The 23388-nt window shown below is 69.4% G+C and carries 22 protein-coding genes; 6 read left to right on the forward strand and 16 right to left on the reverse strand.

Annotated features, from left to right (window positions below; all coding sequences use genetic code 11):
* The first annotated feature begins 297 nt into the window (after positions 1-297).
* Positions 298-1458 (forward strand): alkaline phosphatase PhoX, encoded by a 1161-nt coding sequence (locus tag V1460_RS29025; protein ID WP_338676560.1) that lies wholly within the window; start codon positions 298-300, stop codon positions 1456-1458.
* On the opposite strand, the gene V1460_RS29030 is transcribed toward V1460_RS29025, so the two are convergent.
* The 3 genes from V1460_RS29030 to dusB form a co-directional block, all read right to left on the reverse strand.
* Complete coding sequence (locus V1460_RS29030) at positions 1436-2578, reverse strand: winged helix-turn-helix domain-containing protein (protein WP_338676561.1); 1143 nt, start codon at positions 2576-2578, stop codon at positions 1436-1438. The genes V1460_RS29025 and V1460_RS29030 overlap by 23 nt on opposite strands.
* Before the next feature lie 803 nt (positions 2579-3381).
* Positions 3382-6090, reverse strand: a complete 2709-nt coding sequence (ppdK, locus tag V1460_RS29035; RefSeq protein WP_338676562.1) for a pyruvate, phosphate dikinase — start codon at positions 6088-6090, stop codon at positions 3382-3384.
* Positions 6091-6493: 403 nt separating this feature from the next.
* A complete protein-coding gene (dusB, locus tag V1460_RS29040) occupies positions 6494-7630 on the reverse strand; it encodes a tRNA dihydrouridine synthase DusB (protein WP_338676563.1) in 1137 nt (378 codons plus the stop codon).
* A 52-nt stretch (positions 7631-7682) separates the two neighbouring features.
* Here dusB and V1460_RS29045 point away from each other — a divergent pair, with 52 nt between their 5' ends.
* Positions 7683-9137: an MFS transporter gene (locus V1460_RS29045; protein ID WP_338676564.1), complete on the forward strand. Its 1455-nt coding sequence runs from the start codon at positions 7683-7685 to the stop codon at positions 9135-9137.
* 256 nt (positions 9138-9393) lie between these two features.
* On the opposite strand, the gene V1460_RS29050 is transcribed toward V1460_RS29045, so the two are convergent.
* The 3 genes from V1460_RS29050 to V1460_RS29060 all read right to left on the reverse strand — a co-directional run bounded on the left by V1460_RS29050 (position 9394) and on the right by V1460_RS29060 (position 11427).
* Positions 9394-9579 (reverse strand): DUF6243 family protein, encoded by a 186-nt coding sequence (locus tag V1460_RS29050; RefSeq protein WP_338676565.1) that lies wholly within the window; start codon positions 9577-9579, stop codon positions 9394-9396.
* A gap of 171 nt (positions 9580-9750) precedes the next feature.
* Complete coding sequence (locus tag V1460_RS29055) at positions 9751-9948, reverse strand: hypothetical protein (RefSeq protein ID WP_338676566.1); 198 nt, start codon at positions 9946-9948, stop codon at positions 9751-9753.
* Positions 9949-10044: 96 nt separating this feature from the next.
* Complete coding sequence (locus V1460_RS29060) at positions 10045-11427, reverse strand: glycine--tRNA ligase (protein ID WP_338676567.1); 1383 nt, start codon at positions 11425-11427, stop codon at positions 10045-10047.
* 189 nt (positions 11428-11616) lie between these two features.
* On the opposite strand from V1460_RS29060, the gene V1460_RS29065 reads away from it, so the two are divergent.
* From V1460_RS29065 to V1460_RS29080, 4 genes are read left to right on the forward strand one after another with little or no spacing between them, the layout of a single operon-like run.
* Positions 11617-12600 (forward strand): metal ABC transporter substrate-binding protein, encoded by a 984-nt coding sequence (locus V1460_RS29065; RefSeq protein WP_338676568.1) that lies wholly within the window; start codon positions 11617-11619, stop codon positions 12598-12600.
* A 59-nt stretch (positions 12601-12659) separates the two neighbouring features.
* A complete protein-coding gene (locus V1460_RS29070) occupies positions 12660-13436 on the forward strand; it encodes a metal ABC transporter ATP-binding protein (RefSeq protein ID WP_338676569.1) in 777 nt (258 codons plus the stop codon).
* Position 13437: 1 nt separating this feature from the next.
* Positions 13438-14337, forward strand: a complete 900-nt coding sequence (locus V1460_RS29075) for a metal ABC transporter permease (protein WP_338676570.1) — start codon at positions 13438-13440, stop codon at positions 14335-14337.
* 57 nt (positions 14338-14394) lie between these two features.
* Positions 14395-14820 (forward strand): transcriptional repressor, encoded by a 426-nt coding sequence (locus tag V1460_RS29080; protein ID WP_338676571.1) that lies wholly within the window; start codon positions 14395-14397, stop codon positions 14818-14820.
* A gap of 133 nt (positions 14821-14953) precedes the next feature.
* Here the strand turns inward: V1460_RS29080 and V1460_RS29085 are convergent, their stop codons facing one another.
* The 10 genes from V1460_RS29085 to V1460_RS29130 all read right to left on the reverse strand — a co-directional run bounded on the left by V1460_RS29085 (position 14954) and on the right by V1460_RS29130 (position 23365).
* A complete protein-coding gene (locus V1460_RS29085) occupies positions 14954-15367 on the reverse strand; it encodes a hypothetical protein (RefSeq protein WP_338676572.1) in 414 nt (137 codons plus the stop codon).
* Positions 15364-15837, reverse strand: a complete 474-nt coding sequence (locus V1460_RS29090) for a protease inhibitor I42 family protein (protein ID WP_338676573.1) — start codon at positions 15835-15837, stop codon at positions 15364-15366. Before V1460_RS29090 ends, V1460_RS29085 begins: the two co-directional genes overlap by 4 nt.
* A gap of 9 nt (positions 15838-15846) precedes the next feature.
* A complete protein-coding gene (locus tag V1460_RS29095) occupies positions 15847-17445 on the reverse strand; it encodes a peptidoglycan-binding protein (RefSeq protein WP_338676574.1) in 1599 nt (532 codons plus the stop codon).
* 106 nt (positions 17446-17551) lie between these two features.
* Complete coding sequence (locus V1460_RS29100) at positions 17552-18058, reverse strand: WXG100 family type VII secretion target (protein WP_338676575.1); 507 nt, start codon at positions 18056-18058, stop codon at positions 17552-17554.
* Positions 18059-18197: 139 nt separating this feature from the next.
* Positions 18198-19067 (reverse strand): DUF3152 domain-containing protein, encoded by an 870-nt coding sequence (locus tag V1460_RS29105; protein WP_338676576.1) that lies wholly within the window; start codon positions 19065-19067, stop codon positions 18198-18200.
* A 197-nt stretch (positions 19068-19264) separates the two neighbouring features.
* Positions 19265-20395 (reverse strand): ATP-binding protein, encoded by a 1131-nt coding sequence (locus V1460_RS29110; protein WP_338676577.1) that lies wholly within the window; start codon positions 20393-20395, stop codon positions 19265-19267.
* Complete coding sequence (locus V1460_RS29115) at positions 20392-21048, reverse strand: response regulator transcription factor (RefSeq protein ID WP_338676578.1); 657 nt, start codon at positions 21046-21048, stop codon at positions 20392-20394. Before V1460_RS29115 ends, V1460_RS29110 begins: the two co-directional genes overlap by 4 nt.
* Before the next feature lie 108 nt (positions 21049-21156).
* The gene (locus V1460_RS29120) at positions 21157-21999 is read right to left on the reverse strand and encodes an isoprenyl transferase (RefSeq protein WP_338676579.1); all 843 of its coding nucleotides are present in this window, start codon (positions 21997-21999) and stop codon (positions 21157-21159) included.
* 7 nt (positions 22000-22006) lie between these two features.
* Positions 22007-22831 (reverse strand): DNA repair protein RecO, encoded by an 825-nt coding sequence (gene recO / locus V1460_RS29125; RefSeq protein ID WP_338676580.1) that lies wholly within the window; start codon positions 22829-22831, stop codon positions 22007-22009.
* Between the two features lie 294 nt (positions 22832-23125).
* On the reverse strand, positions 23126-23365 hold the full coding sequence (locus tag V1460_RS29130; protein WP_338676581.1) for a hypothetical protein: 240 nt from the start codon (positions 23363-23365) through the stop codon (positions 23126-23128).
* Positions 23366-23388: the final 23 nt, after the last annotated feature.

Here is a 23388-nt window from a genome sequence, read left to right on the forward strand (position 1 = left end):
GCACCCGGTGTGAATCCGCCGCCCTCCCGGCCGCCCTCCACCGCGCCGGTGCCCCTGGAAGTGGGCAGGGACGACACCCGGGGTCGGTGCCGCACATGCTCAGCCGACGGGGCGGGGCACGCACCGCGCCGCTCCCGCGAAGGGTCGCCGTCGCCTCCGGCCCCGCCGACCGACTTCTCCGCTTCATCGGTCGTTGAAGCCACCGCCATCCCGCGCTTCTATGGTCCTACGCGCGCGACCCCTCCCGCCGGCCGGCGGGGCGGGACAGTCACGGAATCCCCCATGGAGTGAGTGACAGTGGAACGACGCAGCTTCCTGCGCGGGGCGGCCATCGGCACTTCCGCCGCCGCCTTCGGCGGCACACTGTGGCAGGGCGCCGCATCCGCGGCGCCCGCACAGCCCGGAACCGGCCCCTACGGGGCGCTCGGCCCGGCCGACGCGAACGGGATCCAACTGCCCAGCGGGTTCACCAGCAGGGTGATCGCCAGGTCCGGGCAGACGGTCGGCAGCACCTCGTACACCTGGCACAGCGCACCCGACGGCGGTGCCTGCTTCGCCGACGGTTCCGGGTGGATCTACGTGTCCAACTCGGAGATCAACCCCTCCGGCGGGGCGAGCGCGGTGCGGTTCTCCTCCACCGGCGCGATCACCGGTGGGTATCGCGTCCTCTCCGGCACCCGGCAGAACTGCGCGGGCGGCCGGACCCCGTGGAACACCTGGTTGTCCTGCGAGGAGGTCAGCCTCGGCTATGTCTACGAGACGGATCCGTGGGGAGTGAAGGCCGCCAGGCGCCGGTCCGCCATGGGCCGGTTCAAGCACGAGGCCGCCGCAGCCGACCCGATCCGCAGGGCCGTGTATCTGACCGAGGACGAGAGCAACGGTTGCTTCTACCGCTTCGTGCCCACCACCTGGGGCGATCTCTCATCGGGCACGCTCCAGGTGCTGGTGGCGGGCAGCGGCACATCCGGCTCGTTCAGCTGGGCGAACGTCCCGGACCCGGACGGCTCGCCGACCGCGACGCGCAGCCAGGTGTCCGGGGCGAAGAGGTTCAACGGCGGCGAGGGCTGCCACTACGCGAACGACACCGTCTGGTTCACCACCAAGGGCGACAACCGTCTCTGGCAGCTCAACCTCACCAGCGGCACCTATGAACTGGCCTACGACGACTCGCTGGTCGTCGGCGGTTCCGCCCCGCTGACCGGCGTCGACAATGTCACCGGCTCGTCAGCGGGTGATCTGTACGTCGCGGAGGACGGCGGGAACATGGAGATCTGCCTGATCACCCCGGACGACCTGGTCGCGTCGTTCCTTCGGGTCAACGGGCAGTCCGGTTCCGAGATCACGGGTCCGGCCTTCTCACCGGACGGGCGGCGGCTGTACTTCTCCAGCCAGCGCGGCACGAGCGGGAGTTCGTCGGGCGGCATCACCTATGAGGTTACCGGGCCCTTCCGCGCATAGCCGACGCGGACTGCCGCGGCGCCCCCACCGCGGCCTGTCCCGTCCCCGCCGGGCCCGGTTGTCCGCCCGCCGCGTCCGGCGGTGCGGTCGGCCCACCGGGGGCGGCCGACGGGGCGGCAGCCACCGGACTCACCGGATCCCGCTGGGCACCGCCCCTCAGCAGCGCGGTGCCCAGCGGGGTCATCGAGTGCAGCACCGCGTTCCCGTTGCGCAGGGTGACCAGCAGGCCGGCCTCCCTGAGCACGCAGGCGTGCTGACTGGCCGATGCCAGCGACACCCCGGCCCTGCGGGCGAGTTCGCTCGTCGTGCAGCCGTTGCCGATGGAGTGCAGCACGGCCGAGCGGGTGTGGCCCACGAGGCGGCCCAGCGATATCCGGTCCCGTTCGGCGTCGGCGGCGGACGGCGGCGCGGTGTGGGTGACGGGGTAGACCAGCACCGGCGGCAGCTCGCCGTCGCGCCGCACCACGGGGGCTCCGCGGCAGAAGTACGAGGGCTGGAGCAGCAGACCGCGCCCGCCGAGATGGATCTCCCGGTCCACGGGGTAGTCCGCCTCCAGCACCGGGGCGCTCCAGCGCAGCATCGGCGGTAGCGAGGCGAGCAGTTCGTCCGCGCCACCGTCGAGCAGCGCCCTGCCGCGCGCGGCCCGGTCGGCCTCCACGGCGGCCTGTATCTGGGACCAGTACGGCTCGACGGCCGCCCGGTGGTAGCTGCGCATGGCGCCGATGAGCCGGGCCATGGGCTCCGGGTCGCCGTCGGCCAGCCCGGCGAGCCTGGCCGGGATTCCCGGCTGCGGGCGGTCGGCCGCGAGCAGCGCGAGCTCGGCGCGCAGCCGCTGTGCCGGAGTCGCCCGCACCGCTTCGAGGCCCTCGTCGAGCCCTTCGAGAGCCTCGGGCGGGGTCAGGAAGTCCGGGAAATATCCGCGTGGCGGTACCAGGGCGGCCAGCAGCCGTGTTTCACCATTCAACCTGGCGCGGGTTTCCGCGCGCCATTCCCCGTACACCGAGGTGCCCCGTCGGTCCCGCAGCCGATGAAAGCTCAGAATCGTCTCCCACAAAACGTCCGGCCTGGCCGCCATCCTCACCCTTGCAAGGTCTTCGCCAGTGAAATGGATACGCAGCATGGAACCCCCCACTGTTGCATCCGCAATCGTCCCAGCCACTGAGTATGCATGCAATCACAGGCCGTCACCACGGGGTTTCAGCCACAGTTGAAACGCAGTGCGGAGAACCGCGCAACCCGAAAAGCTGTACGACGTCGGACGCGAAACCTTCGAGTACCGAGGGGCAAGGCAAAGACCGTGGGGGGCTTTCCCTGCCCGGCGGCGGTCAGCGGAGGTTGCGGCTCCGTGTCCGACATTGGTAATGGGGCGCGGCTGGTGGGTGGGGATCCGCCAGCCGCGCCCCGCCTGTTCTTTGCTCAACGAATGACGGGAATCAAACTCCCGTTAATGTCCACTACTGGCTCACCGTTCAACAGTGGCGTACGCCACACATCATGAGGCGCGGTCGCGCCGAGCGGAGTCGGATCGAGCCAAACCGAGTCGTGCGTGTGTCGCTCGCGAGTCCCGCAGGAGTCATCCGTGAGTCATGGGTGAGTTGCGCCCGAGTCACGCGCGCCGAGTCGGGCCGGCCAGGCCCGCGGCTGCGACGAGTCGGGCCGACCTGAGCCGGTATGAGCGTGGTACGAACCGGTACGGGGGCGGCGCGAGCCGGCACGGGCAGCGCCCCCGCCCGTGCCGCCGGCGGCACGGCAGGAGGAGCCGGAAAACCAACGGGCGGGAGCGGCACCTCCGCACAAGGTGCCTCTCCCGCCCGTCTCTTGGGGCGCCGCGGCCGTCGATGGGTCGGTGAGGGTGAGGGTTGAGCCACCGACGGCCCCGGAGTTCTCAGCGGTCGGCAGTCGCCGCCCGGTCGGCGACTGCCGTCAGCGGCTGTCGCTGCCCGAGGACTGCGCCGCCGCGCGACCCGCCTCCAGACGCGCCACGGGGATCCGGAACGGCGAGCAGGACACGTAGTCCAGACCCACCTCGTGGAAGAAGTGCACCGACTCGGGGTCGCCGCCGTGCTCGCCGCAGACTCCGAGCTTGAGGTCGGGACGGGTGGCCCGGCCGGCCGCCACCGCGTTGCGTACCAGCGAGCCGACGCCGTCCTTGTCGATGGTCTCGAAGGGGCTGACGCCGAAGATGCCCTTCTCCAGGTACGCGGTGAAGAAGCTGGCCTCCACATCGTCCCGGCTGAAGCCCCACACGGTCTGGGTGAGGTCGTTCGTGCCGAAGGAGAAGAACTCGGCAGCCTCGGCGATCTGACCGGCGGTCAGCGCTGCGCGCGGCAGCTCGATCATGGTGCCGAGAGCCAGCTTGAGCTCGATGCCGGTGGCGGCCTCTACCTCGGCGATGACCTGCTCGGCCTCCTCGCGGACGATCTCCAGCTCCTGGACGGTGCCGACGAGCGGGATCATGATCTCGGCACGCGGGTCGCCCTTGGTGTTCTTGCGCTCGGCGGCGGCCTCGGCGATCGCCCGCACCTGCATGGTGAACAGGCCGGGGATGACCAGGCCGAGCCGGACACCGCGCAGACCCAGCATCGGGTTCTGCTCGTGCAGCCGGTGCACGGCCTGGAGCAGGCGCAGATCGTTCTCGTTGTGGTCCTTGCGTGCCTCGGCGAGGGCGACGCGCACCGACAGCTCGGTGATGTCCGGCAGGAACTCGTGCAGCGGCGGGTCGAGCAGGCGCACGGTCACCGGAAGGCCGTCCATCGCCTCGAAGAGCTCGATGAAGTCCTTCTTCTGCAGCGGCAGCAGGGCCGTGAGCGCGTCCTCGCGCTCCGCCTCGGTGTCGGCGAGGATCAGTTTCTCGACCATCTCCCGGCGCTCACCGAGGAACATGTGCTCGGTGCGGCAGAGGCCGATGCCCTGGGCACCGAAGCGGCGGGCGCGCAGCGCGTCCTCCGCGTTGTCCGCGTTGGCCCGTACCCGCAGCCTGCGCACTCGGTCCGCGTAGGCCATGATCCGGTGCACGGCCTGCACCAGCTCGTCCGCGTCGTCGGCGCCCGCGTGCATCCGGCCCTCGAAGTACTCGACCACCGGAGAGGGGACGACCGGGACCTCACCGAGGTACACCTTGCCGGTGGAGCCGTCGATGGAGACCACGTCGCCCTCCTCGACGACGGTGCCGTTGACGGTCATCCGGCGGCGCTTGGTGTCGACCTCGAGCTCCTCGGCGCCGCAGACACAGGTCTTGCCCATGCCGCGGGCGACCACGGCCGCGTGCGAGGTCTTGCCGCCGCGCGAGGTCAGGATGCCCTCGGCGGCGATCATGCCGTCCAGGTCGTCCGGGTTGGTCTCACGGCGGATCAGGATGACCTTCTCGCCGGAGCGGGACCACTTGACGGCCGTGTAGGAGTCGAAGACGGCCTTGCCGACCGCCGCACCGGGGGAAGCGGCGATGCCCCGGCCCAGCTTCTCGACCTGGGCGGAGTCGTCGAAGCGGGGGAACATCAGCTGCGCCAGCTGGGCGCCCGTGACGCGCTGGAGGGCCTCGGCCTCGTCGATCAGCCCCTGGTCCACGAGCTGGGTGGCGATGCGGAAGGCGGCACCGGCGGTGCGCTTGCCGACCCGGGTCTGGAGCATCCACAGCTGTCCGCGCTCGATGGTGAACTCGATGTCGCACAGGTCCTTGTAGTGCGTTTCGAGTGTCTCCATGATCTGCATCAGCTGGTCGTACGACTTCTTGTCGATCGACTCCAGATCGGCGAGCGGCACGGTGTTGCGGATACCGGCGACGACGTCCTCGCCCTGGGCGTTCTGGAGGTAGTCGCCGTAGACGCCCTGGTGGCCGGACGCGGGGTCGCGGGTGAAGGCGACACCTGTGCCGGAGTCGGGGCCGAGGTTGCCGAACACCATGGAGCAGACGTTGACGGCGGTGCCGAGGTCGCCGGGGATGCGCTCCTGACGGCGGTAGAGCTTGGCGCGGTCGCCGTTCCAGGAGTCGAAGACGGCCTTGATGGCCAGGTCCATCTGCTCGCGCGGGTCCTGCGGGAAGTCGCGACCGGTCTCGGTCTTGACGACCTTCTTGAAGTGCTTGACCAGCTTCTTGAGGTCGGCTGAGTCGAGGTCGGTGTCGACGGTGACCTTCTTGGTCGCCTTGGCCTCCTCCAGCGCGTCCTCGAAGAGCTCGCCGTCGACGCCGAGGACGGTCTTGCCGAACATCTGGATGAGCCGGCGGTACGAGTCCCAGGCGAAGCGGTCGTCACCCGCCTGCTTGGCCAGACCCTCGACGGACTTGTCGGAAAGGCCGATGTTGAGGACGGTGTCCATCATCCCGGGCATCGAGAACTTGGCGCCGGAACGCACGGACACGAGCAGCGGGTCGTCGGCCTGGCCGAGCTTCTTGCCCATCTTCCGTTCGAGGGCGTCGAGGTGCGCACTCACCTCGTCGCGCAGCGCCGCGGGCTCGTCGCCGCTTTCGAGGTAGACCTTGCAGGCCTCGGTGGTGATGGTGAAGCCCGGGGGGACGGGCAGCCCGAGGTTGGTCATCTCGGCGAGGTTCGCGCCTTTGCCACCGAGGAGGTCCTTGAGGTCCTTGTTGCCTTCGGTGAAGTCGTAGACGAACTTCTGATCAATGTTTTCCGACACGGGTCTCGACTCCTCGAGGACTCGGTGGCTGCCCTGACGGCGAGGAACATACCCAGATCGAAGGTGTTTGGGTACGTGCACTTCTCCGTCATCAGGGCTTAACCACCCGTCCGCCAGCAGATCACAGGTTACCGACTGGTAGGTGGCCCGACCGCGACCCTTTCACCCCTCGAAGAGCGCTTGACCGAAAGCGGAGACTATCCGCTCAGACGAGCGCCAAGGAAGGCAGTTGAGTTCAACCCTTGAACATAAAAAGGGTGGCACTGAGTGCCACCCTTCTAAAGGTGCAGCCATTGCGACACCGCTCATTTGAGCGGCACCCCGATCAGAGGTGGCGAGGATCACGCCGCGATGAATGGCTTGATCCCGCCATCCGGACGTCGATCCGGACGGTCCGGCCAGCTCAGCCGCCCGAGGTGTCCAACTCCGCATCCTCACTCACACCCGCGCAGTCGTACGGGTCCTTCAGCCAGCCGTCCGGCAGTACGACCCGATTGTTCCCCGATGTCCGCCCGCGTGGGCCATCCGCGCCGACCGGCCATGGCTGGTCCAGGTCCAGCGCGCTCAGCTGAGCACGCAGTTCGTCCAGCGACGAAGTCACCGCGAGCCTCTTGCGCATCTCGGAACCCACCGCGAAGCCCTTGAGATACCAGGCGACATGCTTTCGGAAGTCGATGACCCCGCGCGCCTCGTCACCGATCCACTCCCCCAGCAGCCGGGCATGCCGCACCATGACCTCCGCGACCTCACGCAGCGCCGGCCGCGCGTACGGCCCCGTCCCCTCGAAGGCCGCCACCAGATCCCCGAACAGCCACGGCCGACCGAGGCAGCCACGCCCCACGACCACACCGTCGCAGCCGGTCTCGCGCATCATCCGCAGGGCGTCGTCAGCCGACCAGATGTCACCGTTGCCGAGTACCGGGACCTCCGGAACGTGCTCCTTGAGCCGGGCGATGGCATCCCAGTCGGCGGTGCCGCCGTAGTGCTGCGCCGCCGTGCGCCCGTGCAGGGCGATGGCCGTGACGCCCTCGTCGACGGCGATGCGCCCCGCGTCGAGGTAGGTGATGTGGTCGTCGTCGATGCCCTTGCGCATCTTCATGGTCACCGGCAGGTCCCCGGCGTTGCCGACCGCCTCGTTCAGGATCGCCCGCAGCAGGTTCCGCTTGTACGGGAGCGCCGAGCCGCCCCCCTTGCGGGTCACCTTGGGGACGGGGCAGCCGAAGTTCAGGTCGATGTGGTCGGCCAGGTCCTCGTCCACGATCATGCGCACGGCCTTGCCGACGGTGACCGGGTCCACTCCGTAGAGCTGGATCGAGCGCGGGGTCTCGGTCCTGTCGAAGTGGATGAGCTGCATCGTCTTCTCGTTGCGCTCGACCAGGGCCCGCGTGGTGATCATCTCGCTCACGAACAGCCCCTTGCCACCGCTGAACTCGCGGCAGAGCGTGCGGAAGGGGGCGTTGGTGATGCCCGCCATGGGGGCGAGCACGACCGGGGGCTGCACAGCGTGCGGCCCGATCGAGAGCTGGGGAAGCGTTGCCATTCGCCCATTGTCACCCACCGCAAGGTTTGTTAGTTAGGCGTACTATGCACTTATGCCCGTGTCGACGTCCGCCCCGGGCCCTCGGCGGCGGCTGCTCATCCTGGCGATCTGCTGCATGAGCCTGCTGATCGTCAGCCTGGACGCCACCGTCCTCAATGTCGCCCTGCCCTCGATCCGCCACGATCTGGGCGCGAGCGTGACCGGCCTCCAGTGGATCATCGACGCCTACACCCTGGTACTCGCGTCCCTGCTGGTGCTCGCGGGCTCCACCGCCGACCGGATCGGCCGCCGCAAGGTCTTCCTGGCCGGGCTCGTGCTCTTCACCCTGGGCTCCGCCTTGTGCTCACTCGCGCCCGACCTTCCGCTGCTCGTGGTCTTCCGCATGGTGCAGGCGGTGGGCGGCTCGATGCTCAACCCGGTCGCGATGTCGATCATCACCAACACGTTCACCGACCCACGGGAGCGCGCCCGCGCCATCGGCGCCTGGGGCTCGGTGGTCGGGATCTCGATGGCCGCGGGCCCGATCGTCGGCGGCCTGCTGGTCGAAATCGTCGGCTGGCGCTCCATCTTCTGGCTCAACATCCCCGTCGGCCTCACCGCGCTCGTCCTGACCTGGCGCTACGTCCCCGAGTCCCGCGCCACCAAGCCCCGCAGACCCGATCCGGTCGGCCAGCTCCTCGTGATCGCGCTCCTCGGTTCGGTCACATACGCGATCATCGAGGCGCCCAGCAAGGGAATCGCCGTCCTCCCGCTGGCGGGCGTCGCCGCCGCCGCCCTGGCCGGACTGCTGATCTACGAGCCCCGGCGCGAGGAACCCCTCATCGACCTGCGCTTCTTCCGCTCGGCCCCGTTCAGCGGCGCGACGGTCATCGCGGTCAGCGCCTTCGCCGCGCTGAGCGGCTTCCTGTTCCTCAACACCCTGTACCTCCAGGGCGTGCGCGGCCTTTCCCCGCTCGACGCCGGGCTGTACATGCTCCCCATGGCCGGACTCACCTTCCTGTGCGCCCCGGTCTCCGGCCGCCTGGTCGGTTCCCGCGGTCCACGCCTCCCGCTGATCGTGGCCGGCACGACGATGGCGGCGAGCGGCCTGCTCTTCGCCGCCTTCGACGCGGAGTCGAGCACACCGCTGCTCTTCAGCGCCTATGTGCTGTTCGGTCTCGGCTTCGGCACGGTCAACGCGCCCATCACCAACACCGCGGTCTCCGGTATGCCCCGCGACCAGGCGGGTGTGGCGGCGGCCATCGCCTCCACCAGCCGCCAGACCGGCTCGACCCTCGGCGTCGCGGTCATCGGCTCGGTCCTTGCCGCCGGCACCAGCGCGGCGGCCCCGGCGTCGACCTTCCTGGCGGCCGGCCGCCCGGCCTGGTGGATCATCGCGGCCTGCGGTCTCTCGGTCCTCGTGGTGGGCGCGGCGACCAGCGGGCGATGGGCCCAGGAGACCGCCAGGCGGACGGCGCAGCGGCTGGAGCGCACGGGGGCGCGGGTGGCGGCGCGCAGCGGGTCGTAGCCGCCCCGGGTGCTGTCCATTTGCCGGTGTACCTCCTGATCGGCTTCCAGGAAGCGACCGCCTCGGTGCTCTGGAGCCGTGGGCGAAGAGCTGTCTCTTCCGTCTCACGGTCCCGTTCGGCGACGAGCTGGAGATCCCCGACCCGTTCGGCTGTGAGCCGGACACCTCAGGGTTCACGATCCCGGGGGACGGCTGACGCGGAAAACCAGCGGGCCCGGACCGCCTGAGGCGTTCCGGGCCCATGTGGTGTCGGGCGTCAGCTCTGCTGACCTTCCTGCTTCCCCTGTGTGCGCTCACGCATCTTGCGCAGCAGCTGCTGCTTCTGGTCGTCGGCGGACTTCTGTCCGCTCGTGCGGGCCGGACCGCTTCCGTGCTGGTCGGCGCGGGACAGCTTCTTCCGCTGTCCGCCCACGCCGAGAAGATTGTTGCGGCTCTTGGCCACGGGGCTCTCCTGTCCTGGTGAGAAGGGGGTTCCTCGCGGGTGCGGGTGCGTTGTCGGTGTACCCCGCGGGCGGGGTCACTCCACCCGCCGCGCTCTCACTCGTAGATCTGCTGGAAAGAAGAAGACATGCCGTGACCGTACCCGGTCACCGGGGACGAGGACATCCGGTTTTCAGGGGGCGATCCTCGCCTGGTGCGCCTCCAGCAGATGCTCCTCCGCCTTCAGCCACGGCAGGAACTGCGCGTTCCTGCGCCAGCCGCAGGTCCCGCAGGTCAGCGCGCGCTGGATGCCGGACCTCCTGACGTGTACGACATGTTCGCGGCCGTGCTGGTCCCATCTGCTGACCTTGCTGCTGGTCGTGGACGGCATCGGGCCCCTCCCGGTTGCGAGTCCGCCCAGTGTGCATGACAAAGGCCGACCGGGCACCAGCCCGGTCGGCCTTTGTCTCAAGCAGCGCGCTGAGCGTTACGCGCCGATGAGGCGCGTCGCCAGGTACCCCTGGATCTGGTCCAGGGACACCCGCTCCTGCTTCATCGAGTCGCGCTCGCGCACAGTCACCGCGTTGTCGTCCAGGGTGTCGAAGTCGACGGTCACACAGAACGGCGTACCGATCTCGTCCTGGCGGCGGTAGCGGCGACCGATCGCGCCCGCGTCGTCGAACTCGATGTTCCAGTTCTGGCGCAGGTCCGCGGCGAGACCCTTCGCCTTCGGGGAGAGCTGCGGATTGCGGGAGAGCGGCAGGACGGCGACCTTCACCGGGGCCAGGCGGTGGTCGAGGCGCAACACGGTGCGCTTCTCCATGACGCCCTTGGCGTTGGGAGCCTCGTCCTCGTTGTAGGCGTCGAGCAGGAACGCCAGCATCGTCCGGCCGACACCGGCGGCCGGCTCGATGACATACGGCATCCAGCGTTCCTGGGCCTCCTGGTCGTAGTACGACAGGTCGGTGCCGGACGCCTTGGAGTGGGCCGTGAGGTCGTAGTCGGTGCGGTTGGCGACACCTTCGAGCTCGCCCCACTCACTGCCGCCGAACTGGAAGCGGTACTCGATGTCGGCGGTGCGCTTGGAATAGTGGGAGAGCTTCTCCTTGGGGTGCTCGTACCAGCGCATGTTCTCCTCACGGAGGCCAAGGCCCGTGTACCAGTTCCAGCGCTGCTCCATCCAGTACTCGTGCCACTGCTCGTCCTCGCCCGGCTTGACGAAGAACTCCATCTCCATCTGCTCGAACTCACGGGTGCGGAAGATGAAGTTGCCCGGCGTGATCTCGTTGCGGAACGACTTGCCGACCTGGGCGATACCGAACGGCGGCTTGCGGCGCGAGCTCTGCTGGACCTGGGCGAAGTTGGTGAAGATGCCCTGTGCGGTCTCGGGCCGCAGATAGGCGACGGAGCCCGAGTCCTGGGTGGGGCCGAGGTGGGTGGAGAGCAGGCCGGAGAACTGCTTGGGCTCGGTGAACTGGCCCTTGTTGCCGCAGTTGGGGCAGTTGATGTCGGCCAGGCCGTTCGCCGGGGCGTGGCCGTGCTTCTCCTCGTACCCCTCCTCCAGGTGGTCGGCGCGGTAGCGCTTGTGGCAGGAGGTGCACTCGGTGAGCGGGTCGGTGAAGGTGGCGACGTGGCCGGATGCCTCCCAGACCTCGGTCGCCAGGATCACCGACGAGTCGATACCGACGACGTCCTCGCGCGAGGTGACCATGTAGCGCCACCACTGGCGCTTGATGTTCTCCTTGAGCTCGGTACCCAGCGGTCCGTAGTCCCAGGCGGCACGCTGCCCGCCGTAGATCTCGCTGCACGGGTAGACAAAGCCACGGCGCTTGCTCAGGTTGACGATCGTGTCGATCTTGTCGGCGGCCACGGTGCTCTCTTCATTACGACGACGGGTGGGACGACTGGCTGGGGCGGCGCGGGGCGCCCGGCCGGTGTGACGAGTGGCGAGTGCCTCAGATTACCGGCGGCCTCACCCCTTGGATCAAATCGGTGCAGGACCTGAGCAGTTCTCCCCCCTTGTTGACAATCGTTTCCACTTTTGTTGAAAATGACTGTCATGAACGTACGTCGCCGCCTCATATCCACCACTGCCGTCGCGGGAGCGACCACCCTGTCGCTCGTCACCCTGTCCGCCTGCACGGGGACCTCCGACACCGGTGGCAAGAACGGCGACGACAAGCTTGCGGTGGTGGCGTCCTTCTACCCCATGCAGTATCTCGCCGAGCAGATCGGCGGGGAACACGTGGCGGTGACCACGCTCACCAAGCCCGGCGTGGAGCCGCACGACCTCGATCTGAAGCCCAGGCAGGTCTCCGAGCTGCGCCAGGCCGGCTACATCCTCTATCTCAAGGGCGTCCAGCCCGCCGTGGACGACGCCGTAGCCCAGGCGGGCGTCGAGCACACCGTCGACGCGGGCACCCTGACCGAGCTGGAGGCGCACGGCACCGCGACCGGCGGCGACGACCACGGTCACGGGGAAGGAGAAGGGGGCGGGGGCGGTGGTCACGACGAGCACGGCGGCCAGGACCCGCACGTGTGGCTGGACCCGGTGAAGTACGCGGAGATCGCCCGCGGCGTGGGCAAGTCCCTGGAGAAGGCCGACCCCTCCCACGCCACCGCCTACGCCAAGAACACCGACGCGCTGCTGGCCAAGCTCAACGCCCTGAACACCAGCTTCACGGCCGGGCTGAAGAACACGGACACCCGGACGTTCATCACCACCCACGCAGCCTTCGGCTACCTCGCCGAGCGCTACCGGCTCGAACAGCAGGGCATCGCTGGGCTCGACCCCGAGTCGGAGCCCAGCCCCGCCCGCATCAGGGAGCTCCAGAGAGTCGCGAAGCAGGACAAGGTGACGACGGTGTTCTTCGAGACGCTGGCCAGCGACCGGACCGCGAAGACCCTGGCAGGGGACACCGGGCTGAAGACGGACGTACTGGACCCGCTGGAGGGGATCACGGACCGCTCCAAGGGCGACGACTACATCGCCGTCATGGAGTCCAACCTCACCGCGCTGCGCAAGGCACTCGGCGCACGGTGACAGCGGTGACAGCGGTGACAGCGGTGACAGACCGGACACGATCATCGGAGGCGCAGGGCATGGACACACAGGAGCCCCTGGAACCCGTCATATCCGTCCGCGATGCCTGGGCCACCCTCGGCTCGCGCCCCGTGCTGCGCGGTATCGACCTCACCGTGCGCCGTGGCGAGGTCGTCGCGCTGCTCGGCGCCAACGGCTCGGGAAAGTCGACGGCCGTACGGTCCGTGATCGGGCAGGTGCCGCTCACCGACGGCTCGGTCTCCCTCTTCGGCACGGAGCTGCGCCGCTTCCGCGACTGGCAGCGGGTGGGCTACGTCCCCCAGCGCACCACCGCGACCAGCGGCGTCCCGGCGACCGTCCGCGAGGTGGTGTCCTCCGGCCGGCTTTCCCGTACGAAGCTGAGGTGGCCGTCCAAGGCCGACCGCGCCGCCGTCGAGCGCGCGATCAAGCTGGTCGGGCTCGCCGACCGGGCCAAGGACGCCGTGGGCGCTTTGTCCGGTGGCCAGCACCAGCGGGTGCTCATCGCCCGTGCGCTCGCGGCCGACCCCGAACTACTGATCATGGACGAGCCGATGGCCGGTGTGGACCTGGCCAGCCAGGAGATCCTGGCCGGAACCCTGCGCGAGCAGGTCGCGGCAGGGACGACCGTACTGCTCGTACTACATGAGCTCGGCCCGCTGGAGCCGCTGATCGACCGGGCCGTGGTGCTGCGCGACGGCTGCGTGGTCCACGACGGCCCACCGCCCGAGGCGGTCGGCCAGCACGCGTTGCCCGGCCATGACCACGTACATCCGCACGCGGCCGACGAGCCGCTCCGCACGGGACTGCTGACCTGACATGGAATTCCTCCAGGACCCCTTCATGCAGCGGGCGCTGCTCGCCGCCGTGCTGGTCGGTGTGATCGCTCCCGCGGTCGGCATCCATCTGGTGCAGCGCCGCCAGGCGCTGATGGGCGACGGCATCGGGCATGTCGCCCTGACCGGCGTGGGGCTCGGCTTCCTGCTGTCCACCAACCCGGTGTGGATGGCGACCGTCGTCGCGGTCATCGGCTCGGTCGCGATGGAACTGATCAGGGCGTACGGGCGCACCCGCGGCGACATCGCGCTCGCCATGCTGTTCTACGGCGGTATGGCGGGCGGCGTGATGCTGATGAATCTCAGCGACACCGGCTCGAACGCCAACCTCACCTCGTATCTCTTCGGCTCACTGTCCACCGTCTCCGATGAGGACCTGACGGCGATCTGCCTGCTCGCGGCCTTCGTGCTGCTGGTGACGGTGGGACTGCGGCGGCAGCTGTTCGCGATCAGCCAGGACGAGGAGTTCGCCCGGGTCACCGGGCTGCCGGTACGAGCGCTCAATCTGCTGGTCGCGGTCACCGCGGCGGTCACCGTCACCGTGGCGATGCGGGTGGTCGGGCTGCTGCTGGTGAGCGCACTGATGGTGGTGCCGGTGGCGGCGGCGCAGCAGATCACCCGGTCGTTCAAGCTGACCTTCGCGGTGTCCGTGGCGATCGGCACCGCCGTGACACTGGCGGGTACGGTCACCACTTACTACCAGGACGTCCCGCCTGGTGCGACGATCGTGTTGCTGGCCATCGGAGTCTTCGTGCTGCTGACCGCGCTGGCGGCGCCGTTGGCGCGACGGCGGGCGCGGGCCGCCGGAGCGTCCGGGGGCCAGGCGCGGTGCGACGCGGCGGCCGAGATCGGCCACCGCCCGGCCGATGACGTCAGCGTCTGAACTCCGGCCTGGCAGAATGGCCCGTCCGAGGAGCGGGCGGATCGAAGGAGGCACCCTGTGGCGACGGCTGGACCCCCCGTACGCGGCAGGTCGACCCGGCAGCGGGCCGCGGTGGCGGCGGCGCTCGACGAGGTCGAGGAATTCCGCAGTGCGCAGGAGCTGCACGACATGCTCAGGCACCGCGGCGACTCGGTGGGGCTGACCACGGTCTACCGGACGCTCCAGTCCCTCGCCGAGGCCGGTGAGGTGGATGTGCTGCGCACCACCGAGGGCGAGGCGGTCTACCGGCGGTGCGCCTCCGGTGAGCACCACCACCATCTGGTGTGCCGGGTGTGCGGCAAGGCGGTGGAGGTCGAGGGCCCGGCCGTCGAGCAGTGGGCGGAGACGATCGCGGCGCAGCACGGATACGTCAACGTCGCGCACACGGTGGAGATCTTCGGCACCTGCGCGGAGTGCGCCAAGTCCGAGGCCGACCGCTCCTGAGGCGCGCCCGCCGGGACCGTGGCCCTATCGGCCATGCGCTCGGCCCCGCGCTCAACGCCCCGGCCCGGCACGCCGCGTGACCGCACTGCCGGGCGAACGCGCCCGGTTGTGCGGTGATCCGGAGTCCCTCCACTCACTCTCCGGCTGTCCGGGAGCGGTGGACGACCCGGAGACCGAGGAGTTCGGCGACGGCCTCCAGCCAGCGGGCGGCCATCTCGCCGCCGTCGATCCCGTTGCCGGCGGTGGCCGCGGCCTCCAGCCACGCACGCACCACGGACACCGCCTCATCGCCCGGCACCGGCTCGCGCAGCTCAGCCGCGTACCGGACACCCCCGCCGCGCACCACCTTGGCGAGGAAGGCCACCGCCCTCGGCTGGACGCCGAGCCGGTCCAACAGGACGGCGGCGCCCACCGCGCCGTCGCCGAAGAGGGCGGTGCGGTGCCTTCCTGCGAAGGAGATGCCGTAACGGAGCATGGTCGGGATGTCCGACCGCGCCAGCTCGTCATCGGTGCGGCCCGGGGGCGAGGCCTGCGGCGCGGAGGTCATGGCTTCCTCACGGTGACGGTGTAGGTGTGGATGGTGGCCCGGTACTTCGCGTTGAGAGTGGGGCCGCCGCTCGGGATCGGGGCCGGGGTGGCGGGACCGGTATCGCCTCCACCGTCGCAGGCTTGGGGCGGGCACTGAATGAGCCGGATCTCCGTCGTGCCGGGACCGACGGCCTCGAAGTCGAAGAAGTCCGTTCCGCTCGCGCCGCCGACGACGTCATCGTCGTCACCCTCGATCTCATCCCGCTTGCCCTTGTTCCGGACGATATCGGGATCGGGCTCCGGCGATGTCAGATACCACCGCTCACCCATGGCGACGGCGACCGGGACCGACAGCGTGAACTCCTCCCCCGCGTCAACCTCTATGTGCTTCTCATTCAGCTCATAGGTGTCAGGACCGACGAGGCCGCAACCCGCGAGCACGGTCACCAGCACGGAGGGAAGGGCGAGTCGGCGCAGAACGCTGATCATGGGGCTCACCTATCGGTCGGCGGGCAGATGGACGGCGAACGCATCGGGCATGCGGTCGTCGGAGGCCTTGTCCATCCGGCCGTTGACGAAGTCGTCCTCGCTGACCCAGGTGGTCGTGCCCCAAGGGTTGTAGATCTGCAGCATGTCACCCTCCTGGCCGATCACCATCATCTGGTGTCCGTGCCGGCCGTTCTCGTCGTACCCCTCCACTTCGATGGGGACGGGTTTGCCCTCGGCGACGGACTTCTCGATGTCCGGCAGCACATCACGGCGCTCGTCCGCGCCACGGACCTCCTGGTACTCGTACTCGCTGCCGGTGTGCGGGCTGATCTCGCTGTTGGCGATCTCGTTCTGCCCGTCGCTGTCCATTCCGGCCGGGACGTCGGACCACCAGTGCGTATCGCTGCCGTCGCCCTCCTCGTGCAGGCGCAGCTGCTCGTCCCTGAGCCGGTCGCGAAAGGCACCGGGGTCGTCCTCCTGCCCGGACGGTCCGCCGGTCAACTCCAGCGCGTAGACGGGATCGACCATGGCGCGGGCGGTCACCGTGCTCGCCGGCACACAGGTGTTGCCCTCCTGGGACCACGCCTCGTCGCCGAACTCTTGGTAGTCGGTGTTCCGGTTCGACCTGTCGTCTTTGAGCCCCTCGTCCACCTTGCTGTCACCGGCCGTGACGATCGGGCTGAGGTGCTGCTGCAGCCAGTACGGGTCCTTGCCGTGGATCTTGTCGCGGAACCGGCCGACCTCGTCCACGTCATAGCCCGCGGCCAGTGCCTTGACCAGATACGCCCGCTCCTGCGGCGTCTTGGCCTCTGCGAGCATCCGCTCGAAGCGGGCCTCGTCCCGCGCGTTCATCTTCTCCATGAAACGGCCGGAACGTTCGAGGTCGTTGGCGGTGAGGAGTTCGTTCTGCTCCTGTGGGCCCCCGGACACACCCACGTCGGCGAGCACAAGGCGGTCGGCGGCGGAGATGTTGTCGGTCCGCATCTGCCCGGCACGGGCCTCGGCCGCGTACTTGTTCAGCTCCCGCGCCGCCGTCCGTGCCGCGTCATCCGCCTCCTGCGCGGCGGCGTGGAGCAGGTTGGCGCCGTTTCCCGCGACGTCCTGGGCCCGCTTGCGTTCGGCTTCCTCGGCGTCCTTCTCGACCATGTCGTCGAAGAAGCCGTCCTCACCGCCGAGCATCCCGCGGGCCTTGAGCAACTGCTCGCGGCCGTCGTCGTCCTTGGACTGGGCGGAGGTGAGCGCGTCAGAGAGGCCGTAGAGGGCCTTGGACCCCTTGCGGAACGCCTCGGCCATCTGCTGCGCGGAGCGGCCGGCCGCCGCCACCACCTCGGCCGCCTTGGCGCCGGTGCTGCCCACCCACACCGAAGGAAGTCCCGAGGAGGCGACCTTCTCGACCCGGTCCTGTACGTCCGCGGCGTCGTCGGCCTGGCTCTTGTAGCGCTGGGCGATGGCCTCCAAGGTGCTCGGGGAACCGACCGGAGCGGAGACACCGAGAAGGTTGTCGATCGCTGCCAGGACCTCGTTCTTGCTGCCGGCCACCGCGAGGTCTCCCGTGTAGCCGTCGATCTTCTGCTTGCGGTCGGTGGTGGATTCGCCTGCGTCAGCCATGTGGTGGGAGCCCGCTGTCCTTGCTCAGGTGTCAGGTGGAAGCACACGCGCCGACCGGATGCGCGCGGTCGCCGGTGTGTCGGTCTGTGTGGCGTGCGCCGGCCGGTCAGTCGAAGTCGGCGAGGCTCGGCGGAGGCGCGCCCGGGGTGGGCCGGGTGCCAATGGGGGGCTCACCGAGCACGGCCGGGCGCACGCCCGGGGCGGGGCCCGTGGTGATCCCCGGGTGGGCGGCGGCGGGCGCGGGCATGGTCGTCAGGCCGTTGCCCCCGCCCGCGGAGTGCAGCGCGACGATGGTTTCCTGGTCGGCGTTCCGGTAGTTCCGCTGGGAGACGCCGACCTTGTCCGCGAGTTCGTGCAGCGCGGCTTCCAGCGTCTTCGCCTCGGCCTGCCAGGCGGTCGCGAAGTTGTCGTAGGCAGGGCCGGAGTCCGAGCCGCCGAGCGCGTCCTGTGCGTAGCACATGCCGTCTTCCACGGCCTTGCGTATGAGGCCGACGTCGTCGCCCGCCTGGTCGAGCTTTCCGGCCTCGTCTTCCATGCCGCTCGCCTGGATCCGGTAGCCGTCCGAGCCCGCACCGGCCATGCTCAGCGCCCCCTGGTCTCTACGGCCGAACACCCCCGTGGCGGTTCAGCCTTTGGCCAGAGATCATAACCAATCCCGTGTCATGGGCACGCCGCCTCACCGGACGCCCGACCGGGCCGTACCGGTCGAGCTTCCGCCTCGGCCTCATACCCGAGCCCATCCGCGCGAACTGCTACTCGACGTGGGGCCCTTCGATCGGACGGCCGTCCGCGCCATAGGGCCAGGCGTTGATCACACAGCCGTTGAGCCCCTTGATCTGCTGCATCATCGCGGGTGCCGGGCGCCCGGGTCCCGGGCAGCCGCGGTGCCCGTAGCCGAGCCGGTGGCCGACCTCATGGTTGATGATCAACGCGCGGTACATCGAGGTGCGGCCCTGGTAGGCGGGGGTGAGCAACATCCAGCGCCGGAGGTTGACCACGACGTCCGTGCCGCCGCTGCAGTTGACCTGGCCGCCGGTGTCGAGCCCGTACGTGCCGCAGATCTCGTCCGTGGTGGCGGGCGACGCCAAGCGCACCACGAAGTCGTAGGGCGGCTGGTCGACCCGCTGGAAGGCGGCTTTGCCGCCGCTGGTCCAGCCGCGCTTGTCGGCGAGTACGGCCTCGACCTCGCGGGCGACGCCGTCCGGGTTCTGGCCCAGTCCGCCTTCCACCGCCACGCCGTAACGCAGCGGGGCGCCCTTGCCGACGCTGCGCGCCGTGCCCTTCACCGGAACCGTCTCGAACTCGCCGTCGCCGCGCTGCGGGATGCGCGGCTGGCCCGCGGCTTCGGCGGCGGCCTCGGATGCCTGCGGGGACGCTCCGGGCTTCGGCTCCTGGGACTCGGGTATGTCGAGTTCGAGCGACTGCCGACTCGCCGAGCCGCCGCCGTCGAGCCCCGGAAAGGACGCCGGCTTCCCGAACGTCCCCGTGTCGTTGTCCCCTCCGAAGCCGACGAAGTACCCGGCACCCACGACGGCGAGGAGCGCGGTCGCGTACAGGGGTGTGCGCTGACGGATGGTCCGGGGCTTTCTGCGGCTCTGCTTGCGGTGCTGCCTGCTCGGCATGGTGGGGAGCTCCTTGCAGGGATGATGTTCCTACCGGAACTACACATGCCGCTACGTGAACTGGCGGTGAGGGTTTCCGCTCACACGGAACTCACACGGGGGGCACGGCACCGGCACTGACGTGCGGCTCACATGGACACAGCCAGGCGCACGTACGAGGACCGGCAGGTCCGCGTGCGCTCACACTCAACTCGCGCTCACGGCAGGGTGACGTGCACGACCAGCCCGCCGCCCTCTCGCGGCGCGGCCGCAACGTCGCCGCCGTGGGCCTGCGCCACGGCACGCACGATCGAGAGCCCGAGCCCGCTTCCCCTGGCCGAGCCCACCCGGTCGGTGAGCCTGCGGAACGGCTCAAACAGCACCGGGATCTCGTGCGGTGAGATCTGCGCACCGGTGTTGCCGATCATGATCCGCGCACCGGAGGCGTCCTTGCGGGTCTCCACCGTCACGCTGCCCCCGGACACGTTGTGCCTGATGGCGTTCTCCACGAGGTTGCGTACGAGCTGCTCCAGCAGGATCGGATCGCCGGTGGTCGGCGCGGCGCCGAGGTACGACTCGACGGTCACCTCCCCGCGTTCGGCTTCGTCACGCGTGTGCCCGATGACGGCCGCGGCGAGCTCCGCCAGATCGGTGCCGACCCGCTCGGTGAGGGCGTCATCGGCGCGGGCGAGGGTCAACAAGGCGTCGATGAGGCGTTCGTGACGGGCGTTGACCGCGAGGAGGTTCTCGCCGAGCTGCCGGATCTCGGGGGACGCGTCGCGGCGGCCCATGGCCACCTCCACCAGAGTGCGGTTGATCACCAGCGGTGTCTTGAGCTCATGCGCGGCGTTCGCGATGAAACGCTCCTGCCCCGCGAAGGCCGCGTCGAGCCGGTCCAGCATGCTGTCGAAGGAGTCCGCGAGACGCTTCACCTCGCCCGATCCGCTGTCGAGGCCGATCCGCCGGTGCAGGGTCCGGCTCGCGATACGTTCCGCGGTGGAGGTGATCCGCTCCAGGGGCCGCAGCAGTCTGCCCGCGACCACCCAGCCGAGGCTGGTGGCGACGACCCCGACGGCGAGGACGGTGAACCCGCCCTTCGTCAGCAGATTGGTCCGCATCGTGTCGACGATGATCTGCCTGGTCGTCTGGTCCACCAGGGGATCCGAGCCGAAGCCGCCCGGCAGGACCAGGCTCAGGCTGTAGCGCATGCTGTTCTGTACCAGGATGGCGGCGCCGATGAGCACAGCCGCCGCCGCGACGAAGAACAGCAGGCCGAAGACGGCGGTCAGACGCAGGCGCAGACTCCAGCGCCGCGGGGACGGAGACGGTCCGGGACCCTCCTCGTTCATCGGACCCGATATCCCACGCCGGTCACCGTCTCCACCACCCCGGGATCGCCCAGCTTGCGGCGCAGGCTCCTGATCGTGACGCGGACGATGGTGGTGAACGGATCGATGTTCTCGTCCCACACCCGCTCCAGCAGCATCTCCGCCGACACCGGGGCGCCTTGGGCCCGCAGCAGCTCCTCCAGCACGGCGAACTCCTTGCGGGACAGGGCGATGTAGCGCCCGTCACGGTGGGTCTCGCGCAGATGGGGATCGAGACGCAGCCCGGCACGCTCCAGAACGGGGGGTGTCGCGGCGCGGGCCCGGCGGCCCAGTGCCCTGATACGTGCCACGAGTTCGGCGAACGCGAAGGGCTTGGCGAGATAGTCGTCGGCGCCGAGGTTGAGTCCCGCGACCCGTTCGGCGACGGTCGTGGACACGGTGAGCATCAGGATCCGCACACCTGCCTCGGACCCGGCGACCCGGCCGCACACCACGTCACCGTGCACCTTGGGCAGGTCCCGGTCCAGGACCATCACGTCGTACTCATTGACGGCCAGCCGTTCCAGCGCGGCCTCGCCGTCGTACACGACATCGACGGCGAACGCCTCCTGGCGCAGCCCCTCGGCCAGCGCCGCGGCCAGCATCTCCTCGTCCTCGACGACGAGCACCCGCATCCGTCCCACCCCATTCCAGCCACCGGGTCGTGTCGATCCCGGCGCCTTTCTAGAGGGCGCGGGGAGGCGACTCGTTCCGGCCCGACGGTGGCGCGTTCCCCACTCCGGCTACCGGTTCTCCGTCGACTTCTTCTCCAGGGCGAGCAGCTCCTCGTTCGGGATCGCGCCGCCGAAACGCCGGTCGCGGGACGCGTACTCCAGGCAGGCCCGCCACAGGTCACGGCGGTCGAAATCGGGCCACAGCACGTCCTGGAACACCATCTCGGCGTAGCTGCTCTGCCAGATCAGGTAGTTGGAGGTGCGCTGCTCGCCGCTCGGGCGCAGGAACAGGTCGACGTCCGGCATGTCCGGGTAGTAGAGGTACTTCTGGAAGGTCTTCTCGCTGACCTTCGACGGGTCGAGCCGACCTGCGGCGACGTCCTCGGCGATCCGCTTGGCGGCGTCGGCGATCTCGGCACGCCCGCCGTAGTTGACGCAGAAGTAGAGCGTCATGGCGTCGTTGCCCTTGGTCTGCTCCTGGGCAACCTGGAGCTCCTGGACCACGGACTTCCACATCTTGGGCATCCGGCCGACCCAGCGGATACGGATGCCGAGCTCGTCCATCTCGTCACGGCGGCGGCGGATCACATCGCGGTTGAAGTTCATCAGGAAGCGGACCTCCTCGGGGGAGCGCTTCCAGTTCTCCGTGGAGAAGGCGTAGAGGGAGAGGTTCTTGACGCCCATCTCCAGGCAGCCCTTGAGCACGTCGAGCACCACACCCTCGCCGACCTTGTGCCCTTCGGTGCGGGGCAGTCCGCGGTCCTTGGCCCAGCGGCCGTTGCCGTCCATGACGATGGCCACATGTTGCGGCACCAGCTCCGCCGGGATCCTCGGCGGGCGGGCACCGGACGGGTGCGGCTCGGGGACCTTGTACTCGCGGCGGGAGCGTCCCAGGATTCCGCGTCGTGCCATGTCACACTCACTTCTTCTCGGCGTTCGTAGCGGTCGTGGCGTTCGTGGCGTTCGTGATCTTCTCGGTGCCCTCTGCGTTCCTGGCGAACTTCTCCACGTACCGGAGCGAGCGCAGTCCCCGCTCCAGATGCCAGTGCAGATAGGCCGACACCAACCCGCTCGCCTCCCTGACATGACGGGCCTCGGCGGCGTCCGCCGTGTCCCAGTCACCGGTCAGCAGCGCGCTGAGCAGCCCGATTGCCTCAGGTGAGGGTACGACGCTGCCGGGCACCCGGCAGTCGCCGCATATCACTCCGCCCGAAGCAACCGAGAAGAAGCGGTTCGGGCCGTTCAGTCCGCATCTGGCGCAATCGTCGAAGCTGGGCGCGTAGCCGTTCACGGCGAGGGAGCGCAGCAGGAACGCGTCAAGGATCAGATGCGGCGCGTGCTCCCCCCGGGAGAGCGTCCGCAGCCCCCCGACGAGCAGCAGGTACTGCTGGACCGCCGGCTCCCCCTCATGGTCGGTGAACCGCTCCGCGGTCTCCAGCATGGCGGTGCCCGCGGTGTAGCGGGCGTAGTCGGTGACGATTCCGCTGCCGTACGGGGCGATGGTCTCACTCTGTGTGCACAGCGGCAGTCCCCTGCCCACGAGCTCGCTGCCCCGCGCGAAGAACTGCACATCCACGTGCGAGAACGGCTCCAGCCGCGCGCCGAACTTCGACTTGGTCCTGCGCACCCCCCGCGCGACCGCCCGTACGCGGCCATGGCCACGGGTGAGCAGCGTGATGATGCGGTCCGCTTCACCCAGCTTCTGGGTGCGCAGCACGATGCCGTCGTCGCGGAACAAGGTCATGGGGCCATTCTTCCGCACGGGGGTGCGACGGGCGCGGCCCCGGGTGCCCGACCGCCTCCCCCGCCCTCCGCGCACGCGCGGTATGGGTTCTCACCCTGTGGTGGGCGGCGGCGAGGGATGGAGGGCCTGCCGCGCTACACGCGGCGGCCCGCGCCAAGCCAGGGAACCACCACTCGGCAGCCGTCAGGCCGTGACACAACGGCCGTCATGGAGGCGGGCGGTGACTCCCGGAGAGTCACCGCCCGCTTCGCTACCTGTTGACCGAGGACTGAGCCGTACCGGAACTTCCGTCGGTCACTGCTTTCCGAAATCCCCGAGCTGGTCGATCAGTCGCTGACGGGCGGATTCCAGCTGATCAGGGTAGGAGGGGTCGAAAATCGATGACAACTGCGTCTCCAGCGCTCCGCTGATTCTGAACAGGGCAGACCAGACAGCGCGATCATCGACGATAGCCGCGAAATCCTTCCGGTGCATTACCCGGTCCAGCCAGTCGGACAAGACAAGTGCCTGGTCGTCTGTCAATTCAATCTTCACGGGAGAGCCCTCTTCGCTCGCGG

Origin of the sequence: Streptomyces sp. SCSIO 30461 (assembly GCF_037023745.1) — a bacterium.
Lineage (GTDB): Bacteria > Actinomycetota > Actinomycetes > Streptomycetales > Streptomycetaceae > Streptomyces.

Excerpts from the sequence above, each read along its gene's own strand:
- V1460_RS29115 (WP_338676578.1), bottom strand. The coding sequence starts at position 21,048 with ATGCGGGTGCTCGTCGTCGAGGACGAGGAGATGCTGGCCGCGGCGCTG.
- V1460_RS29075 (WP_338676570.1), top strand. The coding sequence starts at position 13,438 with ATGGAATTCCTCCAGGACCCCTTCATGCAGCGGGCGCTGCTCGCCGCC.
- V1460_RS29095 (WP_338676574.1), bottom strand. The coding sequence starts at position 17,445 with ATGGCTGACGCAGGCGAATCCACCACCGACCGCAAGCAGAAGATCGAC.
- V1460_RS29090 (WP_338676573.1), bottom strand. The coding sequence starts at position 15,837 with ATGATCAGCGTTCTGCGCCGACTCGCCCTTCCCTCCGTGCTGGTGACC.
- V1460_RS29110 (WP_338676577.1), bottom strand. The coding sequence starts at position 20,395 with ATGAACGAGGAGGGTCCCGGACCGTCTCCGTCCCCGCGGCGCTGGAGT.
- V1460_RS29055 (WP_338676566.1), bottom strand. The coding sequence starts at position 9,948 with ATGCCGTCCACGACCAGCAGCAAGGTCAGCAGATGGGACCAGCACGGC.
- V1460_RS29085 (WP_338676572.1), bottom strand. The coding sequence starts at position 15,367 with ATGACCTCCGCGCCGCAGGCCTCGCCCCCGGGCCGCACCGATGACGAG.
- dusB (WP_338676563.1), bottom strand. The coding sequence starts at position 7,630 with ATGGCAACGCTTCCCCAGCTCTCGATCGGGCCGCACGCTGTGCAGCCC.
- V1460_RS29070 (WP_338676569.1), top strand. The coding sequence starts at position 12,660 with ATGGACACACAGGAGCCCCTGGAACCCGTCATATCCGTCCGCGATGCC.
- V1460_RS29120 (WP_338676579.1), bottom strand. The coding sequence starts at position 21,999 with ATGGCACGACGCGGAATCCTGGGACGCTCCCGCCGCGAGTACAAGGTC.
- V1460_RS29105 (WP_338676576.1), bottom strand. The coding sequence starts at position 19,067 with ATGCCGAGCAGGCAGCACCGCAAGCAGAGCCGCAGAAAGCCCCGGACC.
- V1460_RS29030 (WP_338676561.1), bottom strand. The coding sequence starts at position 2,578 with ATGCTGCGTATCCATTTCACTGGCGAAGACCTTGCAAGGGTGAGGATG.
- recO (WP_338676580.1), bottom strand. The coding sequence starts at position 22,831 with ATGACCTTGTTCCGCGACGACGGCATCGTGCTGCGCACCCAGAAGCTG.
- V1460_RS29065 (WP_338676568.1), top strand. The coding sequence starts at position 11,617 with ATGAACGTACGTCGCCGCCTCATATCCACCACTGCCGTCGCGGGAGCG.
- V1460_RS29045 (WP_338676564.1), top strand. The coding sequence starts at position 7,683 with ATGCCCGTGTCGACGTCCGCCCCGGGCCCTCGGCGGCGGCTGCTCATC.